At 36.5% G+C, this 17,323-nt stretch carries 19 protein-coding genes and 1 riboswitch; of the genes, 12 read left to right on the top strand and 7 right to left on the bottom strand.

Features of this window, described 5'->3' with window-relative positions; genetic code table 11:
• Positions 1-148: 148 nt before the first annotated feature.
• The 3 genes from AB1278_RS07155 to AB1278_RS07145 all read left to right on the top strand — a co-directional run bounded on the left by AB1278_RS07155 (position 149) and on the right by AB1278_RS07145 (position 2,433).
• On the top strand, positions 149-1,336 hold the full coding sequence (locus AB1278_RS07155; protein WP_411413940.1) for a carboxypeptidase-like regulatory domain-containing protein: 1,188 nt from the start codon (positions 149-151) through the stop codon (positions 1,334-1,336).
• A 79-nt stretch (positions 1,337-1,415) separates the two neighbouring features.
• Complete coding sequence (locus tag AB1278_RS07150; protein ID WP_343640118.1) at positions 1,416-1,907, top strand: DUF456 domain-containing protein; 492 nt, start codon at positions 1,416-1,418, stop codon at positions 1,905-1,907.
• Positions 1,908-1,923: 16 nt separating this feature from the next.
• The gene (locus AB1278_RS07145) at positions 1,924-2,433 is read left to right on the top strand and encodes a hypothetical protein (RefSeq protein ID WP_343640120.1); all 510 of its coding nucleotides are present in this window, start codon (positions 1,924-1,926) and stop codon (positions 2,431-2,433) included.
• Here the strand turns inward: AB1278_RS07145 and AB1278_RS07140 are convergent.
• Genes AB1278_RS07140 through AB1278_RS07130 form a run of 3 tightly spaced genes read right to left on the bottom strand, consistent with a single transcriptional unit; the run spans position 2,420 to position 4,669 of the window.
• Entirely contained in the window at positions 2,420-3,061 is a 642-nt protein-coding gene (locus tag AB1278_RS07140; protein ID WP_227942919.1) for a uracil-DNA glycosylase, read from the bottom strand. The two genes, AB1278_RS07145 and AB1278_RS07140, sit on opposite strands and share 14 nt — an antisense overlap.
• 36 nt (positions 3,062-3,097) lie before the next feature.
• The gene (locus AB1278_RS07135; protein ID WP_429813295.1) at positions 3,098-4,102 is read right to left on the bottom strand and encodes an acyltransferase family protein; all 1,005 of its coding nucleotides are present in this window, start codon (positions 4,100-4,102) and stop codon (positions 3,098-3,100) included.
• A 39-nt stretch (positions 4,103-4,141) separates the two neighbouring features.
• Positions 4,142-4,669: a GNAT family N-acetyltransferase gene (locus tag AB1278_RS07130; protein ID WP_429813292.1), complete on the bottom strand. Its 528-nt coding sequence runs from the start codon at positions 4,667-4,669 to the stop codon at positions 4,142-4,144.
• A 126-nt stretch (positions 4,670-4,795) separates the two neighbouring features.
• Here AB1278_RS07130 and AB1278_RS07125 point away from each other — a divergent pair, with 126 nt between their 5' ends.
• The 4 genes from AB1278_RS07125 (at position 4,796) to AB1278_RS07110 (ending at position 9,569) form a co-directional block, all read left to right on the top strand.
• Positions 4,796-6,943 carry an endonuclease MutS2 gene (locus AB1278_RS07125; protein WP_429813289.1) on the top strand — a complete coding sequence of 716 codons (2,148 nt, stop codon included), beginning with the start codon at positions 4,796-4,798 and terminating at the stop codon, positions 6,941-6,943.
• Between the two features lie 417 nt (positions 6,944-7,360).
• Positions 7,361-8,023: an ATP-binding cassette domain-containing protein gene (locus AB1278_RS07120; RefSeq protein WP_202838943.1), complete on the top strand. Its 663-nt coding sequence runs from the start codon at positions 7,361-7,363 to the stop codon at positions 8,021-8,023.
• A 30-nt stretch (positions 8,024-8,053) separates the two neighbouring features.
• On the top strand, positions 8,054-8,854 hold the full coding sequence (locus AB1278_RS07115; RefSeq protein WP_202838942.1) for a hypothetical protein: 801 nt from the start codon (positions 8,054-8,056) through the stop codon (positions 8,852-8,854).
• Positions 8,855-8,888: 34 nt separating this feature from the next.
• Positions 8,889-9,069, top strand: a riboswitch (cobalamin riboswitch).
• 116 nt (positions 9,070-9,185) lie between these two features.
• On the top strand, positions 9,186-9,569 hold the full coding sequence (locus tag AB1278_RS07110) for an acyl-CoA thioesterase (RefSeq protein WP_002977578.1): 384 nt from the start codon (positions 9,186-9,188) through the stop codon (positions 9,567-9,569).
• Between the two features lie 59 nt (positions 9,570-9,628).
• On the opposite strand, the gene AB1278_RS07105 is transcribed toward AB1278_RS07110, so the two are convergent.
• Together AB1278_RS07105 and AB1278_RS07100 are read right to left on the bottom strand one after the other, a co-directional pair.
• Positions 9,629-10,219, bottom strand: coding sequence for an HD domain-containing protein (locus AB1278_RS07105; RefSeq protein ID WP_343640130.1), 591 nt, complete (start codon positions 10,217-10,219; stop codon positions 9,629-9,631).
• Position 10,220: 1 nt separating this feature from the next.
• Positions 10,221-10,919 carry an XAC2610-related protein gene (locus tag AB1278_RS07100; RefSeq protein WP_343640132.1) on the bottom strand — a complete coding sequence of 233 codons (699 nt, stop codon included), beginning with the start codon at positions 10,917-10,919 and terminating at the stop codon, positions 10,221-10,223.
• Positions 10,920-11,442: 523 nt separating this feature from the next.
• Between AB1278_RS07100 and AB1278_RS07095 the strand changes: the two genes are divergently transcribed.
• From AB1278_RS07095 to AB1278_RS07075, 5 genes are all read left to right on the top strand, one after another.
• Positions 11,443-11,772: a PadR family transcriptional regulator gene (locus AB1278_RS07095; RefSeq protein WP_002977573.1), complete on the top strand. Its 330-nt coding sequence runs from the start codon at positions 11,443-11,445 to the stop codon at positions 11,770-11,772.
• Between the two features lie 11 nt (positions 11,773-11,783).
• Positions 11,784-13,505, top strand: a complete 1,722-nt coding sequence (locus AB1278_RS07090) for a PspC domain-containing protein (protein ID WP_202838940.1) — start codon at positions 11,784-11,786, stop codon at positions 13,503-13,505.
• 315 nt (positions 13,506-13,820) lie between these two features.
• Positions 13,821-14,417 carry a 1-acyl-sn-glycerol-3-phosphate acyltransferase gene (locus tag AB1278_RS07085; protein WP_110010128.1) on the top strand — a complete coding sequence of 199 codons (597 nt, stop codon included), beginning with the start codon at positions 13,821-13,823 and terminating at the stop codon, positions 14,415-14,417.
• 41 nt (positions 14,418-14,458) lie between these two features.
• Positions 14,459-14,887 carry a PaaI family thioesterase gene (locus AB1278_RS07080; protein WP_002977570.1) on the top strand — a complete coding sequence of 143 codons (429 nt, stop codon included), beginning with the start codon at positions 14,459-14,461 and terminating at the stop codon, positions 14,885-14,887.
• A gap of 153 nt (positions 14,888-15,040) precedes the next feature.
• The gene (locus AB1278_RS07075; RefSeq protein ID WP_429813279.1) at positions 15,041-16,009 is read left to right on the top strand and encodes a chorismate-binding protein; all 969 of its coding nucleotides are present in this window, start codon (positions 15,041-15,043) and stop codon (positions 16,007-16,009) included.
• Positions 16,010-16,484: 475 nt separating this feature from the next.
• Here AB1278_RS07075 and AB1278_RS07070 read toward each other — a convergent pair whose 3' ends face one another.
• Positions 16,485-16,685, bottom strand: coding sequence for a hypothetical protein (locus tag AB1278_RS07070; protein ID WP_110010130.1), 201 nt, complete (start codon positions 16,683-16,685; stop codon positions 16,485-16,487).
• Positions 16,686-16,690: 5 nt separating this feature from the next.
• Entirely contained in the window at positions 16,691-17,293 is a 603-nt protein-coding gene (locus AB1278_RS07065) for a MarC family protein (RefSeq protein ID WP_411413932.1), read from the bottom strand.
• Between the last annotated feature and the right edge of the window lie 30 nt (positions 17,294-17,323).

Below are 17,323 nucleotides of genomic sequence, written 5' to 3'. Positions count from 1 at the left end.
TCCACCATTACAATTGAAAAATAAACCACAAACAATACATTTAAGTAAAAAAAATTAAAACAAATTTCAATTTTAATGTATTAATATTAAAATTTTATTAAATTTGATTAAATTTGATTAAAACTAAACCCATCAAAATCAATTAAATATGAAACAAAACTACTTGTTGATCACGCTATGCAGCCTTCTGCTCTTAGCTAATTGTAAAGGAGACGACTCTGTTACTCCCGAAGAAAACCCCACAAAAGTAATATCCACAGGAACAGTGGAAGGCAGAGTATTGGCAAAAAACGGGACCAAACCGATTGGAGGGGCTCTTGTATTTACTACTGACGACCAGAGCAATGTTTACCATACCTATTCCAATGCTGACGGAAGTTTCAGCTTAACAGCTCCTGAAGGCAAGACAACCCTTCACATTCAGACAGGTGATGGTAAAAACTTCAGAACAGAACTTCCTCTTACCATTAAGAAGAATGAAACAGTTACTGTAGCTGCCACAGATTCAAAATTGGATCAGATAGCAAAAATGGCTTATATAAAAGGAAGCTATGATGAAATTGAAGCCATTATAACCTCTCTCGGATATACTGCCACTGAAATTACGTATCAGGATTTAAAAAATATCAACACCATTTCCCAGTATGACATTATCTTTCTGAACTGCGGATCCCGTACCTACGCCCAAACAGGAACTTCAATGCCGAGCAATGACGTTAATGTTTATACCAATCTTTCCACTTTTGTAACCAATGGCGGAAGTCTTTACAGCTCAGACTGGGCTTCGGCTTATCTGGTAGGAGGAAATACTAATACCGAAAACTGTAATGCACCGGGAGGTTTTATCAATGATAACCTTCTTTGTCTGCAGGATACAGGCACTGCCACTACTTATATGGGCTGTAACGTTTCAAACACGGCTTTGGCAACTGCATTAGGATTTAATACCCTGGACATTCAATATGATATGGGCGCATGGGAAAAAATTCAAAACTATGATCCTTCATTCTGGGATGTTCTCGTAAAGAAAGGCAATGAACCGTTGATGATAAGAACAGCACATTATACCAATCCCTCAGCCCCACAAACTCCTGTAGGAACTTCTTTAAACAACAACCACATCACCATCTGTCATCACACAGCCAGTGGAAATAACATCACCATTACCATCAACCAGAATGCCTGGAACGCCCATCAGGCACATGGAGATACCATGGGATCCTGCACAGGAAACTCTACCAGCGGAAATATCTATTATACCACTTTCCATAACCACGCAAGCGGAAATATCGGTAAAGCAGGACCGATTCTGGAATACGTAATCTTAAATTTGTAATAAAATTTTATAACTCAGTTCTCAAAGTGGCTTTTTATAAGGCCACTTTTTTTATATTGCATGTATATTTTTTTAAAGAATGGATACAACGATTATTAATATTTTCTGCCTTATTTTATTATTTATAGGAATATTGGGAACTTTTCTTCCTGTATTACCTGGTCTTTTACTGAGTATCTGCGGACTGTTGATCTATAAATTCGGGACAGATGCGGATCTTCCGATGATTTATATCTGGGCCTTCGGAATTCTTACGGCAGCTTCTGTAGTGCTAAGCTATGTGATTCCGGCAAAGACCAACAGAAAATACGGGGGCACCCGTTGGGGAAGTATTGGTTCTGTTATCGGAACCATTGTGGGAATATTTATTCCGATTCCATTGGGATTTCTGATAGGAATGTTTGCAGGGGTATTTATTGGTGAATTACTTCACGACAGTAAGGATATGAATAAGGCCTTACAATCTACCAAAGGAGCGCTGATTGGATTCATTTATGGAACCGGATTCAGCTTTGTGGTAGGAGTGGCAATGTTTTTGGTAGTATTACTTGATATGTTCAACATCATTTAATTAAATATAAGAAACTATGTTCCATAAAGCTATCATACTCAGTCTGGGGATATTTGCATTAACAGGATGCGATGCCCAAAAGAAATCCAGAATTAATACAAAAGCCGCTGAAATGTCTGCAGGTACAAAATCAACAAGTCCTGATAATCAGAAAGATGGTATTATCTACCTGAGTGAAGGAGAGAATAAGTTTTTAAGAGAATACCAGATGAATGTGACATTCAAAGGGGTTTCTGAAGACAGCCGTTGTCCTGAAGGAGTCAATTGTATCTGGGCGGGCGTTGCTCTTGCTCAGGTGGAAGTCATGGGAACTTCTACCCGGCCGATGATTCTGAACCTTGCCAGCGGAGATTTTCCGGCAAGAAATTACCACCAGTCGACAGAATTTAATGGTTACACGATTACATTACAGGACATTGCTCCTTATCCAAAATCACAGGACGGAACAAAAGCACTAGCCGGAAAATATAAAATCGGAATTACAATAAAAAAAGCTGAACCATCAGCTGATTCTACCACGAAATAGGCTTCTTCCCTTTGGAAACAAGATACTCATTAATTTTTGAGAAAGGCTTGCTTCCAAAAAAACCTCTGTGCACAGAAAAGGGTGAAGGGTGTGCCGATTTCAGAATAAAATGTTTAGCCGGATCTATGAGTTCGGCTTTTTTTTGTGCAAAAGCGCCCCACAATACAAACACGACATTCTCTTTTTTATCTGAAATTTCCTTAATAATAAAGTTGGTAAATTTTTCCCAGCCAAGGTCTTTATGGGAATTGGGTGAATGCGCACGAACCGTTAAGGTAGCATTCAACAGTAAAACACCCTGTCTTCCCCAATCATCAAGTTCTTTGGAAGTTCTTACAACTCCCAGATCATCTTTTAACTCAATAAAAATATTTTTAAGGGATGGCGGTGCGGCAACCTGTTCGGAAACAGAAAAGCATAAACCATTCGCCTGATAATCATTATGGTAAGGATCCTGCCCAATAATCACGACTTCAACATCATCAAAAGCAGTAAGTTCCAATGCTCTGAAAATCTGATTTTTTGGTGGAAAAACTTTGGTTGTTGCATATTCATTCTTCACTTTCTCCCAAAGGGTCGTAAAGTATTCCGTACTTTTTATCGGGGCTAAAATTTCTGTCCAGGTCATAGTGCAAAAATAATAATATTAAAATAAGGGCTTCCATTATACCTTAAATATCTTCACTTTTCTTTCAATCAGCATATAGGAAAAGTAAGACAGCAATAATGAAAAAGAGATTAACAACAAATTATTAAGATGATAATTATTCACAATAACAAAATCCTGTTTCTTCACCATATAATGGATAATATATAATGAGTAAGAGATATTTCCCAATAAATAAATGACTTTGGTTTCTAAAAATGCTTTTAGGTGATTTGACTTTCCCTCATAAAGGTATTTGATCATCAATGCTGATAGCAAAGGAATAAACAATAATCCTTTTTCCACAAACAACATGGATGCAAATAATATGAGAATAATATACATGATCAGATTTTCTTTCTTCATTTTAAATTGTGGTAAAAGGGCAGCCCCAATACCAAGAAAATAAGAAGAAATTGTCCTTAGAAGAGAAACAAGGCCGTATGGAAGATCAAGGTATCTTGGTGATTCTCCTACTTCCATGGGATGCTCAGAACCTATATATAAATGGCCGGGAATATAAGGAAGTGAAAACCTCAAAACCAAACTGGTAATAATTAAAATTTCGCTCCGTATTTTATACTGCAGAACAAACCATAGCATAAAAGGGAATATCAGATAGCAAATCCATTCTGTGCTCAGCGACCAGTAGACAACATTCAACAGATAATCCGGATTAAAAAAACATTGTAATAAGGAAGCATTAATGAGAAATCCTGCTACAGAAGTCTTCACTAAAAACAATGCAATAAAAATAACTGATACAATATACACAGGATAAATCCTGTTGATTCTTTTTTTATAAAAAACCTCAACTCCTTTATAGTTCAGATCCTTCAACTTTCCGGAATAGGAAACTGTTAGCAGAAAAGCACTTAATACAAAAAAGACATCAACAGCAAGGTATCCTTTTCCTACTATATCCTGAATAAATTCGTTCCTGAAAAAACTAAAATGAAAAAAAGCTACCCATAATGCAACAACTCCTCTAAGCCCCGTTAAAGATTTTACTTCATTTTTCATATGTACTTTCAATCGGCAATAAAGATAGAGAAAAACCCGCTAGATTTGATAAGAGCTGCGAGAGGCTTTTTGCAGTCTGAAAATAATATTATCCGGAAAACCTTCATCCTGCTTTCCTTCCTGCAAAATGAAATGATGTTTTAAAAGAAGTCCTTTTGAGCTTTCATTGAATTTGTTGGTAATGGCTACAATGTCCTGTAAATGCAATTCGTTAAATCCAAAATCCAAAACGGCCTTCAAAGCTTCAGACATGATTCCCTGCCTGTGGTATTCGGGTAGTAATTCATAACCGACTTCCGCTGTTTTACGGTCTTCAGAAAAATTCCAGAGACAGATGGTTCCGATAAGGTTCGGCTGATCTTTTAAAGAAATTCCCAAATAGATGGTTTGGTTATTTTTAGTATTTTCTTTAATCGTCAGAATAAACTGGAGCGCATCGTAGTTATTTTTAGGAGACTTCCTTATAACGAACCGATTGATCACCTCATTGCTTCGGATTCGCAAAATATCATCAACGTGGCTTTCGTTGATATCTCTCAGTAATACTCTTTGGGTTTCCAGTTTCATATTTCAAATTTAATAAAAGAATATCATCGGTTTATTTTTTAGCGTTAAAACTTTAAATCCCGGTTAATTTATTCTGTAAATCTCTCAGATATACGTAATAATCAAAATTCTCACTAAATTTGCACTGTGTATATAGATAAAGAAGATTTAGACGAATTAGAGTTTCCGCAATTGCTCGCGGAAATCTCCCCATTTGCGTATTCTCCGAAAACAAGAGAAAAAATTCTTCAACTTCGTCCGATGGAAATTGACGAGGCGGAACTTTCATTAAAAAAAACGTCAGAATATCTGTCGAGTTTTGAAAGTTCAAATGCGATTCCGTTTGATGAGTATGAAGATATTGAAAGTGAGCTGAAATTGATGCTGATCGAGAACTACCGTCTGGAAAATGCTGCTTTCATCAAAATAAAAACCATCACGGAACAGATCGGAAGACTTCAGAAATTCTTCCCAACCATGCCGGAAACGTTTCCTACTTTATTGGACGAAGTTTCTGTACTGGAATTCAGAAAAGAGATCATTGAGAAGGTAGATAAGGTTTTTAACCGTTTTGGTGAAGTAAAAAATGAAGCTTCTCCAGCTCTGAAAGGGATAAGAACTGAAATTCAGCTGGCTAAAAAGGCGATTCAGGAAAATTTCAACCGTGCGCTTACCACGTACGGACAGAGTGACTTTCTGGATGACATCCGGGAAACAATTATTGACGACCAAAGGGTTCTGGCAGTAAAGTCAGGATTCAAAAAAAGAGTTGCCGGAAGAACATTAGGAATTTCCAAAACAGGTTCCATCACATATATTCAGCCGGACAGTGTTGTAAAGCACTATTTCAAACTCCGTGAGAATGAAGAGGAAGAGAAAAAAGAAATTGATAAAGTTCTCCGTAAGCTTACAGCTGAACTGGCAGAATTTCAGCCTCAGCTGTGGAGATATCAGGTGTATATTTTTGACCTTGATCTTACGAGAGCTAAAGCGAAATTTGGTGAACTGATTAACGGCGTTCTTCCAAAAATCAATCATCATAAAACGCTGAGATTAAAAGATGCCTATCATCCTCTTTTATGGTTAAGAAACAAAGTAGAGAACAAAACCATTCACCCTCAAACACTTACCTTAACAGAACATAACAGAATCATCTGTATTTCCGGTCCGAATGCCGGTGGAAAGTCAATTACCCTGAAAACGGTAGGATTATTACAGCTGATGATTCAGAGTGGTATTCTGGTTCCGGTTCATCCAAAATCTGAAATGTTTTTCTTTGAGAAAATTATGACGGATATTGGCGATAACCAATCTATTGAAAACCACTTATCCACCTATTCATCAAGATTGAAGAAAATGTCAGGAATCATCCGTGAAGCAGACGCCAATACGCTATTGCTTATTGATGAGTTCGGTACAGGTTCTGATCCGGAGCTTGGTGGTGCCCTGGCAGAAAGTTTCATGGAGTTTTTCTATGATAAAAAGAGTTTTGCCATTATCACAACGCACTATACCAATATTAAACTGGTGATAGAACAGCTTCCCAATGCCCAGAATGCAGCTATGCTCTTCAATGAAGAAACACTGGAGCCGATGTATAAGCTTGAAGTGGGGCAGGCAGGAAGTTCATTTACTTTTGAAGTTGCAGAAAAGAATAAAATTCCAAGATTTATCATCCATTCTGCCAAGAAAAAGGTAGAGCATGATATTGTGAATCTTGATAAGACGATTGTAAAACTGCAGCAGGAAAAATTTGAGGTTGAGAAACTGAAATCCGATCTTGCCGAAAGAAAAGAATCCGTAGAAGATAAACGCGATAACCTTCAGAAACTGAATGACCAGCTTCAGCAGAAACTTTTCAATTTCCAGAAGCTGTATGAAGAGGAACACCGCAGACTTCAGTTCGGAAATAAGATTGAAGCATTCATCGACAGCTATACCAAAGGAAAATCCAGAAAGGATGTGGTAAAAGATTTTGTAAAGCTTCTTGAACAGGAAAAATTCCGAAAACTGGGAACAGATAAGGATGAATCCAAACGCCTGCAGGTTGTCAAGAGAAAAATCACTCAACAGCTGAAAAAAGAAGAAGTAATTGAAAAAATTGCTGAAACCAATGAAAAACTGGAAGAAAAGCGTAAAACCGATCGTGCTGTATGGATGAAAATCGGACAACGTGTCCGTATTACAGGAAGTACCAGTGTCGGAACCATTGAGAAAATTTCCAGAAACAAAGTGATTGTCAATTACGGAACTTTCAAAACCACAATTGACGCAGATGAACTTGAGAGAATTTAATTAATCTATCCGAAGATTTAGTTACGTAAATACAGAGAGAGCACTTTTCGGAGCTCTCTCTTTTTTATTATTTTTTAATGAAGCTTTTCATTCTCTCTTGTATAAAGGTTTTTAATATATTTGAATTCATAAAGTATTGAACATGGCAAGAAACTTTACTATTCTTTGGATCTTTTATAAAAAAATACAGATCCCCGCCTTATTGTTTTCATTACTTATTTCTTGTTTGCTTCCCTTCAGTATTGAAACATTTGGATTAAGTTTTCTTCTGATTTTACCTGTTCTTCATTATTTTATATATGAAGTAAGGCTTAAAAGCGAATATTACTTTTATGCCAATTCAGGCTTTTCAAGGATGTTTCTCTGGACAGGAACAATAGTATCGGGGATTATTGTAAAAATTATAACATTATTTTTATGAGCAGACTGCATGTTGATAGCGTAACCAAATCTTTTAATGAGAGGAAAATTCTGCAGGATATTTATATAGGATGCGAAACAGGACAAATCATAGGCCTGTTGGGCAGAAATGGAAGCGGGAAATCAACCCTGTTAAAAATTATCTTCGGAACTGAATATGGCGATACTCAGTTTATAAAATATGACAACACTATTCTGAAAAGCATTTCCGACAGAAAAAACAGAATTGCTTACTTGCCACAAGATCTTTTTTTACCCAAAAATATAAAAATAAAAAACCTGGTTCCTCTTTTTTGTAATCAAAAGAATACTGAGCTGCTTTTTACATCAGAATTCGTACAGCCTTTCCTTCATGAAAAGCCTAAAAACCTTTCCAAAGGTGAACAGAGAATTATTGAAACTTTGATGATTATTTATTCTGAAGCTGATTTTGTTTTACTGGACGAACCTTTCCATAGTCTTTCTCCGAAAATTTCTGCAGCATTGAAAGCTGCAATCATTGAACAGTCTGCGTATAAGGGATTCATTATTTCTGACCATAATTATCAGGAAGTTCTTGATATTTCACACCAAATATTTCTTTTGCGTGAAGGCTATCTGAAACAAATACAAGATTTAAATGAACTGCAACGGTATAATTATCTTCCGAAAAGCATTTAATTTATATATTTGAGGGATCAAAAAAATTTCATGATGACTTTCATAAACAAAGTATTCTATTTATCTGCATTCAGTATCTTATCTGTTGTCTTTGTAAAAGGACAAACTAAAGTTCCTTTTGGAGTGGTAAAAGCTGAGGAAGGATATGCCAACGTACGTGTACATAAAGACGACTACCGAAAAATTGTTGATAAGATCCGTATGCGCAAAGGTGATGTATTTGTTTATGTAAAACCGGCTCCGGGAGAAACAGAATGGATCTGGATCAAATATCCTGAGAAACAGGATGACGACAAGCCTTTTGTGCGTTATGAAACTCTTGATAAAGAAGGAATGGTGAATAAAGGACGTATTGCTTATGTAGACCAGCTTCCCGCCTATACTCCATCCAAATCCAAAAATGGAAGATCCCTTATTTTTACCGATAATTCCGATCCTAAAATCCCTACCGCCCAAAGAAGCAAAGTAGTCATTGATATTTACCCTTCCAATGCAGGATACCGTAAAAAGGAAAAAGATGCAGATGGAAAAATTCTTACGATTGATAAAGTAAAACCATGGGGAATTGGAAATGACCTTCCTGAGGGAATGACCGAAATCAAATCCATCAGAGTACAGCAGCCCGGAAGAGGATCTGTTTTTGTAAGGGAAGCCATCAAAAACATGTTCCAGCCTACCATGGATTTTGAGAACATCGGGGTAACTTCTCTCGACAATGATAATATTTTCCTTTATATGATCAATGGTTCAGGGGAAAACAGATATACAACACTCTGGACAATTAAGAAGGGAAGAGTAATCAGCCAGATTATTTATCATAATCCGGAATAAATTCATTATTTTTGCATTCGAAAAGTTTTTACGCTTATTCATCACAGAAATTGGTTCTGCATCACTGCAGATTAAAAGGGAACCGTGTGAAAATCACGGACTGTCGCGCAACTGTAAAGTAACTGAAGTCTTTATCAAAGATCCACTGTGCGAGGCATGGGAAGGAGATAAATGATGTTACAAGTCAGGAGACCTGCCTTTTTCTTAAACATGTAACTTTCGCGATTTGAAGTTGTATTGATCTGATGGATTGTTTCAGGAATTCTATAAGTTCCTGTCATTATTCTGTTGTTTTAGTATCATTTCATTTCGCTTTAATTAATAATGATATATGACTACAGAAGAAAGAATTGAAGCATCCGAAACCAGAATCTTTAAAGCGGTTTTCCCAAACACAACCAATCATTACGATACCCTTTTTGGAGGTACTGCCATGCAGCTGATGGACGAAGTAGCTTTTATCACCGCAACCCGTTTTGCCAGAAAAAGAGTGGTAACCGTGAGCAGTGATAAGATCGATTTCAAAAAACCTATTCCTGCCGGAACTATTGTGGAACTGATCGGGAAAGTTTCCTACGTGGGAAAAACCAGTATGAAGGTTAATGTTGAAATTTACACTGAACAGATGTACTCCTATGAAAGAGAAAAAGCTATTGTCGGTGATTTTACTTTTGTAGCCATCGACGAATTCAAGAAACCAATCCAGATACTATAAACAATAAAGCTTCGGGCGGCCTTTGGCCGCCCGAATTCTTTATTATATTTTCATTGACATTATTTCAAAACCTTTTCTGTTTCCAGACTTCTGTTCAATAAAAGTTCAAAAGCCTCTCCCATCTCGTCTGATGCTCTGTTGATTGCATTTTCAAGCATATTCCGGATCTGTCTTTCCGTCACTCCGGCTTCTGTCCAGCTCTTTCCTGTAGTATGGGAATTTAAAATAAACGGCATAATTCTATCGATTCCACAGGCAAAAATAGCATCCGGAGTTTTCTCTTCTTCAAACTCCAGCCACAGGTTAAAAAATTCTGTACGTAAAGGCTCATCCAGAATTCCAAAGATCTTTTGGGCTGAAGCTTTCTCTCTTTCAAACTTTCCGACCATAGCTTTTTCATCAAAAATAAAAGTGTCTCCGGCTTCTATTTCCACAAGATCATGAATGGAAAGCATTCTTATCACCCTTAACAAATCAATATCAGCACGGTTTTTAGCATACGGATAAAGGATCTGGGCAAGAATAATGATCTGCCAGGAATGTTCAGCCGTATTCTCTCTCCGGGAATCGTCTGCATTATAATTTCTTCGTTGTACATTTTTAAGCGCATCTACTGCCAGAATAAAATCTATCTCTTTCTGAATTTTCATCTTACTTTTTATTTCTGTTATATTGATCTGCCGGATATACCTTTGTTCTGGTAATCCATTTATTATTGATCTTTTCTTTCGTTATGACCTTTACCTGATCCTCATTGGTCATATCTTCCTCTTTTTCCAGCACTCTATCCAGTCCTTTGTTCGGAATAACGGCATATTCTGTTGTAAAAATCCTGCAACAACCGGACTTACCGTAGGAAATAAGACGCTTTCGTTTAGCATCTGCTTCAAAAAAATCAAAACCGTTTGAGCCCAGGTCTGTAAGTTCTTCACTTTTTACAAATGCCATTCTTGTAGTATTGAATACATAAACATCATAAGAAGCCGAACTGTAATTTCCCATATTTCCGTTTCTTATCGCTACATCTTCGGTGCCGTCAAAATTAAAATCATCTACAATAATACTACGCTGATCCTTTGAAAGCGGAATCAATTTCCCTCGAACCAGTTTCTGACCCTGCTCCGCATATACAACAAGATCATCAGAAACAAAAGTCTGTACTTTGCTGTTTTTATGGTCAAACAGTTCCACCGTTCCTTTTCCTCCACATCGGTCATCGTAACAGTTTTCTGTCTGAATGACTGCATCATAGTTTTTTGATACATTTTTAATTTCAAACTGATATTGCCCGAAACAGAGCGGCCCCAAAAGAAATGTTAATAAGTGCCTGTACTTATTTAAAATATTCATGGTAATAGGAATGATTTGGGTGTTTTTTTATTTCTAACAAAAGTACGAATCATAATACCGATCTCAAAATCCATGTCTTATTATCTGCCAGAATTTCCCTTTCTATAAAACAGTATTCACAGATAAGAAGCTTTCTCCCGCTATCCGCTCATACTCCTCGCGCCTTTCTTATATCAGTGCTGCTGTGGGGTAACCGCTTCTATCGGGGCTATAATATGAGTAATGGGTAATGAGTAATAATAATTAATAAAAGTTTATTTTTTTCTCTTGATTTCTCTCAATCTCATTAAAAAAATTTAAATTTTTCAGGCATTTTCAACTAAAATTTATTTTACGTAAAATTCAAGATAAAATTTATTTAATTGATTTTCAATATTTTAAACAATTTATTTTAAAAATTTCACTACTTTGTATTGCATAATACCATTTTATTTACATATCTTTGTAATGTAAAATTAGAATAGGCTCAGCTAGCTAGGGGCATTTTTCTAAAAATATAACTAATTAACAAAACTTATCAAAGATGAATACCGAAAATACCAAAGCGCAAATGCGAAAAGGAATTCTGGAATTCTGTATTCTAAGTCTCATCAATAACCGAGAAATGTATGTTTCTGATCTTATTGATGAACTGAAAAAAGGAAAACTGGATGTAGTGGAAGGGACCCTCTACCCTCTTCTTACAAGACTTAAAAACGGAGAATTTCTCTCTTACAGATGGGAAGAATCTACCGGAGGACCACCCAGAAAATATTATCAGATCACAGAAAAAGGAAAACTTTTCCTGGATGAACTTCTCAATACATGGAATGAACTGACAGCCTCAGTAAACCAAATCACCCAACAAAATTAAAAAACAAAGCTATGAACAAGACACTCTCAATAGGACTCGCAGGTTTTTCTTTTACCATAGAAGAACACGCATATATAAAGCTCAGCGATTACCTGAACGCACTGAGAAGCTCTCTGGATGCTTCTGAGGCTGATGAAGTAATGCATGACATAGAAATAAGAATGGTGGAAATTTTCAAAGATTCTTTAGGAAAACGTGAAGTGATCAACGATACCGATGTAGAAAGGGTAATCGCACAGATCGGAAGCCCTGAAAAAATCGAAGAGCAGGAAGAAGCGTATTATTCTGAAAAAACATCTGCCAGAAACTATAATTCAGGAACTCATTATACCGATAAAAAGCAGCTGTTCCGTGATCCGGAAAAACAAAAAGTTGCCGGAGTCTGCGCAGGCTTAGCTCAGTACGTAGGAATGGATATTACTACCATGAGAGCAATCTGGCTGGGAATTTTCGTATTAGGAATTTTTACAGCAGCCATTTCTTCTTCATTAATAGGTCTTCTATATGTAATCCTTTGGATCGTACTTCCAAAAGCTGAAACAGCAGCAGATTTCCTGAAAATGCAGGGAAAGCCTATGAACTTCGACAATCTTAAGAATGAGTCTAATAAATTGGTACAGTTTGCCAATGAATCTACTCAGAGGGTCGGAGAAATCTATAACGAAAACAAGCCGTACATCAACAATGCAGGAAGCGGAATCTGGAATGTATTTAAGTATATTGTAGGAGGATTCTTCGTATTGATGGCTGTAAGCAGCATTATCGGAGTGTTTGTATTATTTGCCCTTTTCGCAATGGACACAGACTTCCCGGGAGCTAATGAGATCAGATTCTATATGGATGATCAGGGATTGGATAAAGTACTGGCTGCGATGATGGTGATCGGAAGTTTAATTCCGGCAATCCTTTTCAGCTTGTTAAGCATCAAAATATTCTCTCCGAAAACAAAACTGAGAAATATCGGATGGGTTGTAGGAGGTTTATTCCTTCTTCTGATCGGACTTGGAACTTACTTCGGTATCAGCATGGCTAAGAAAGATATGATCTACAGAGGAAGTAAGGAAGATGTAGAAAATGTTGCCATCAATACTACTTCAGATACTGTTTATGTGGATGTAAAACAGATCAACATTCCTCAGAGCTTCAAAGCGTATGACAATGATATTTATTCTGATAAAAAATCAGTGTATGAAGAAGATTATATTTCTGTAGATGTAACCAGAAAACCGGACATCAAAACACCGTATCTGATCATCAAAAAAGAAGGAAAAGGATATAACTTCCCTATCCAGCTTACAGTTCCTGTAGAAGTGGTCAACAATAAAGTATTACTTCCAAACTACATCAAGTATCCATATGAGCACAGATTCAGAGATTACAGACTTGATTATGAACTTGTAGTTCCTCAGAAAATGGTGGTTATATCGATGAAAAAAGACCGTATCAACATGGATGGAGATTTAGACGGAGACGGAATCAATGATAATGATCAGGACAGTGATGAAGACAACAACGGTGTCAGAATCGAAAAAAATAAAATCACGGTAAACGGCTCCAGCATTGAGTACAACTCTGATGACAAAGACAGCATCATTGTAAACGGTAAAAAAGTTCCGAACAACCAGGCAAAGAAAGTAATTGATTCTGCAGTGTCCAATATTAAAAAATCAAATAAAGATATGGACATCAAAATCAAAGACGGGAAAAATGAAATTTCCATACAAACTAAATAATTAACTTCAGAGAGTGGTAGAAGGTGTGGGTGGATGGCAACCGTTTGAAATTCACACCCTTCTTCTCTCAGAAAAGTGAAAATAAAGCTCCATTTAGTTTCTTATGTGAAAAAAAAGTTTTAATTTCGTAAAGCTAAAATTTAATAACCAACCAATCAAAAACGCAGCCTTATCATGATACAATTTGCAATGGAATTCGTAATGAAAATCGTAGATTTAATTAGCGGTTTGTTTTAAGAGCGATAATATTTCAATATATTTGTAAAGTATAACCAAAGTTTGGTTATACTTTTTTGTTTTTAATCCGGGAAATCTATGAAAAAGCTATTAGGCAAAGCAATGTTAAAATTATTAGGTTGGAAGGTCGTCCTGCAGGGCGATGTCAACAACCTGAACAGGTGTATCCTTGTGGTTGCACCACATACTCATAATATGGAGTACATTTTAGGAAATTTCGCCTACTGGTCCTTGGAAAAACCTTTAAAAATTATCATCAAAGATGCACACACCAAAGCCTGGTATGGAAGTATCGTAAAAGGACTTGGAGGTATCGGAATCGACAGAAGCCAGAAAAACGACCTTGTGAATTTCGTGGCCAACCAGTTTTCAAAGGAAGATTTCAGTCTTGTTATTACTCCGGAAGGAACCAGAAGCTGGGTACCGAAATGGAGAAAAGGATTCTATCATATGGCTTTGGCTGCAAAAGTTCCTATCGTTCTGGCAGCAGGGGATTTTAAAAGAAAAATTGTGTACCTGGGTTACACCATTCCTTATGAAAGAATAGCCTCAGTACCTTTTTCAGAAATCATGCAGGAAATCCAGGACTATTATGTAAAAAATGACATTGTTCCAAAAGTTCCGGCCAACTGGAATCCCAATATTATGGGAACCGAGCTGGAAGCTAGAAGCTAGAAGCTAGAAGCAAAATTAATCATCATTTATCAACTATTAAAATGAAAGGTCAGACAAAAGAAGAAATATTAGCATTCATCAATAACTGGGGAGACGTAACTCTTGCTAAAACGCTTGAAATCAAATTCATCGATATTGATCTGGAAAATGAAACCCTTACAGCAACAATGCCTGTTCTCCCAAGAACCCACCAGCCGTTTGGCATCATGCATGGAGGAGCAAGCTGCGTTTTAGCGGAAACATTAGGGTCAAGCCTGTCTAATATTTTTATCGATGGTGAAAAATATTATGGAGTGGGAACCAATATCAACTCCAATCATTTAAGAAGCAAAAAAGATGGTATTGTAACCGCTACTGCACGTTTTATCAGAAAAGGCAAAACCATGCATGTCTCTGAAATTGAAATCCGTGATGAAAAAGGCGTTTTGATTAATCATACTACAATGACGAATAATATCATTCACAGATAAGTTGCAACAACATAAAATAAAAAGAGCTTAAACTGAATTTAGGCTCTTTTTATTTTGACATCTTTAAGACTAGTAATACCTTTGTAAAAAGGAAAATCACAACGGGAATTTCTATGTATTTCCATGATGATTTTTCAAAATCTTTCATAACTCATGATTTATTTCAAACTTCCTTTTGACGAGAGACTCCTGTCTGCTGATGAAAATAATACAAAAAATGCTGTCAACTTTTTTTCTTATAACGGCCTGGATCAAATCAGCTTCAACGGAGAAATTTGTGAAATTGATGCTGTTGAATTTGCTCATACTTCTATTACCAATGAAAATCTGATCAGTGATTCTACAAATTCTTCTGCCGAAACAAAAGATGAATACTGCGAAACATTACAGAAAGTGATCGAAGTGATTAAAGAAAATCACCTGCCAAAGCTGGTTTATTCCAGAAGAAAGATTTTCAAAGACTTTAGTTCCATCGATTATAAAGAGAGCTTCAAAAATGTATGTAAAAATTACCCCAATGCTTTCAGATATCTGTTTAATGATGGGAAAAATGCATGGATGGGAGCTTTCTCAGAAGTATTAGGGAAGTTTAATAAAACGACTCACGAATTTGAAACCATGGCTCTTGCCGGAACTCTTCCTGTGTCTGAGGAATGGTCTGAGAAAGAAATTGAAGAACAAAAGCCGGTTACTGCCTACATTCAGGATATTCTTAAAAACTATTCTGACCATGTAGAACAATCGGAAACCTATGACCATATTTCCGGTAATATCAAACATTTACGAACAGATTTTAAAACCAGTATACAACCTGAAGATCTTGATAAAATTATTCAGGATCTGCACCCTACTCCTGCAGTCTGTGGTATTCCAAAAGATTTTTGCAATGAGAATATCCGTAAATATGAAAAATTCCCCCGTGAATTTTATGCAGGTTATATCAAGGTTGAAACGGATGAGAGTATCCTGTATTTTGTCAATCTGCGTTGTGCAAGACTTTATAAAGACTCCGTACATGTTTTTGTAGGAGGCGGAATAACAGCTCAAAGTGATCCGGAAAAAGAATGGAGAGAAACAGAACTAAAGTCTGAGGCGATATTGAAAAACCTGGTTATTTCCTGATATTTTTAGATTCTCCCATAAATTCCGCAGATTTTCAAGGATAAAATATATTTCCTTCTCTTGAACGGGCTAAAGCCCACTCATTTTGAATTAATCAGGTCAATTATTTATGTAAAATAGGCATTGATATTGATAGATTTGCCCACAGATCGCACAGATTTGGAAAAGATATCTATATATATTTTCTTTGCTGAGTGCAGCGCCTTTGCGAACAATTTTAAAGCCATTTATCGTCCTTCTGCGGGCTTTGCGTGATAATATTAGGTTTTGGCTGAAGCCAATTGAATCATATGTTTTATTTAAACGGACTAAAGTCCGTTCCTATTGATACAAAAAAACAGTATTGCATTTAAGACACCTAATTTCTAATCCCTTATTCCTAATCGCTGCTACCTAATTCCTATTATCTACCACCTAAAAAACAAAAACCTCCTTCAAAAAGAAAGAGGTCTATATCTATATTGAAATAATCAATTTATTTCTTAACACCGATTCTGCTCCAGGTATCCATTACAAAAAGCAGGATAAGGCCTATGGCAGCAGCGCCAGCAGAGAATACAAACTTAATGTTATCTTCATCTCCAAGGATATCTGTCGCTTGCCAGTTGATAGCATAAAGATTGATGGCGATGAATACGATAAACAGTACTAAAAATACTTTATAAAACTTCTTCATGACTCTTAAAAATTAATATAATTCTGCACGAGTTGAGCAAAATTTGCGGTGAATAATTTAATTGAAATTGCCAAAAGGATAATTCCGAAAACTTTCTGAAGGATCATCAAAGTAGCATCCCCAATTTTCTTCTCCAGCCATTTCGCTGATTTCAGCACCAAATATACGAAAATTGTATTAAGAATGATTCCGCAGATAATATTAATATCATGAAATTCAGCTCGCAGAGACAGTGCGGTTGTTAGGGTTCCAGCTCCTGCAACCAGCGGAAATGCGATGGGTACAATGGATGCAGCCTTTGCTTCAGTGGTTTTATTGATTTCAATTCCTAAAATCATTTCCAGGGCTATGACAAAAATCACAAAAGCTCCGGCAATGGCAAAGGAATTTACATCCACTCCGATAAGCTTCAGAATCTTATTTCCTACGAACAGGAAAACGATCATAATTGCTCCCGCAGTAATGGCAGCCTTTCCGGCTTCAATCTGTCCAAACTTCTGCTGAAGACTTACGATAATAGGAACTGAGCCGATGATATCGATAACGGCAAAAAGAACCATAAAGCTGGTAACAATCTCTTTAAAAGAAAAACCCTCAAAAATTTCCATCTCTTTGTAATTAAAAATTTCGCAAAAATA

This window comes from Chryseobacterium sp. NRRL B-14798, from assembly GCF_050470705.1.
GTDB classification, from domain to species: Bacteria; Bacteroidota; Bacteroidia; order Flavobacteriales; family Weeksellaceae; genus Chryseobacterium; species Chryseobacterium cupriresistens.
Note: the sequence above shows the minus strand (reverse complement) of the source record. Positions and strands in the feature narration are given on the sequence as shown.

Bases quoted from the DNA above. Each gene is read 5' to 3' on its own strand.
- AB1278_RS07155 (WP_411413940.1), top strand. From the start codon at position 149: ATGAAACAAAACTACTTGTTGATCACGCTATGCAGCCTTCTGCTCTTA.
- AB1278_RS07150 (WP_343640118.1), top strand. From the start codon at position 1,416: ATGGATACAACGATTATTAATATTTTCTGCCTTATTTTATTATTTATA.
- AB1278_RS07145 (WP_343640120.1), top strand. From the start codon at position 1,924: ATGTTCCATAAAGCTATCATACTCAGTCTGGGGATATTTGCATTAACA.
- AB1278_RS07140 (WP_227942919.1), bottom strand. From the start codon at position 3,061: ATGACCTGGACAGAAATTTTAGCCCCGATAAAAAGTACGGAATACTTT.
- AB1278_RS07135 (WP_429813295.1), bottom strand. From the start codon at position 4,102: ATGAAAAATGAAGTAAAATCTTTAACGGGGCTTAGAGGAGTTGTTGCA.
- AB1278_RS07130 (WP_429813292.1), bottom strand. From the start codon at position 4,669: ATGAAACTGGAAACCCAAAGAGTATTACTGAGAGATATCAACGAAAGC.
- AB1278_RS07120 (WP_202838943.1), top strand. From the start codon at position 7,361: ATGAGCAGACTGCATGTTGATAGCGTAACCAAATCTTTTAATGAGAGG.
- AB1278_RS07115 (WP_202838942.1), top strand. From the start codon at position 8,054: ATGATGACTTTCATAAACAAAGTATTCTATTTATCTGCATTCAGTATC.
- AB1278_RS07110 (WP_002977578.1), top strand. From the start codon at position 9,186: ATGACTACAGAAGAAAGAATTGAAGCATCCGAAACCAGAATCTTTAAA.
- AB1278_RS07105 (WP_343640130.1), bottom strand. From the start codon at position 10,219: ATGAAAATTCAGAAAGAGATAGATTTTATTCTGGCAGTAGATGCGCTT.
- AB1278_RS07100 (WP_343640132.1), bottom strand. From the start codon at position 10,919: ATGAATATTTTAAATAAGTACAGGCACTTATTAACATTTCTTTTGGGG.
- AB1278_RS07095 (WP_002977573.1), top strand. From the start codon at position 11,443: ATGAATACCGAAAATACCAAAGCGCAAATGCGAAAAGGAATTCTGGAA.
- AB1278_RS07090 (WP_202838940.1), top strand. From the start codon at position 11,784: ATGAACAAGACACTCTCAATAGGACTCGCAGGTTTTTCTTTTACCATA.
- AB1278_RS07085 (WP_110010128.1), top strand. From the start codon at position 13,821: ATGAAAAAGCTATTAGGCAAAGCAATGTTAAAATTATTAGGTTGGAAG.
- AB1278_RS07080 (WP_002977570.1), top strand. From the start codon at position 14,459: ATGAAAGGTCAGACAAAAGAAGAAATATTAGCATTCATCAATAACTGG.
- AB1278_RS07075 (WP_429813279.1), top strand. From the start codon at position 15,041: ATGATTTATTTCAAACTTCCTTTTGACGAGAGACTCCTGTCTGCTGAT.
- AB1278_RS07070 (WP_110010130.1), bottom strand. From the start codon at position 16,685: ATGAAGAAGTTTTATAAAGTATTTTTAGTACTGTTTATCGTATTCATC.
- AB1278_RS07065 (WP_411413932.1), bottom strand. From the start codon at position 17,293: ATGGAAATTTTTGAGGGTTTTTCTTTTAAAGAGATTGTTACCAGCTTT.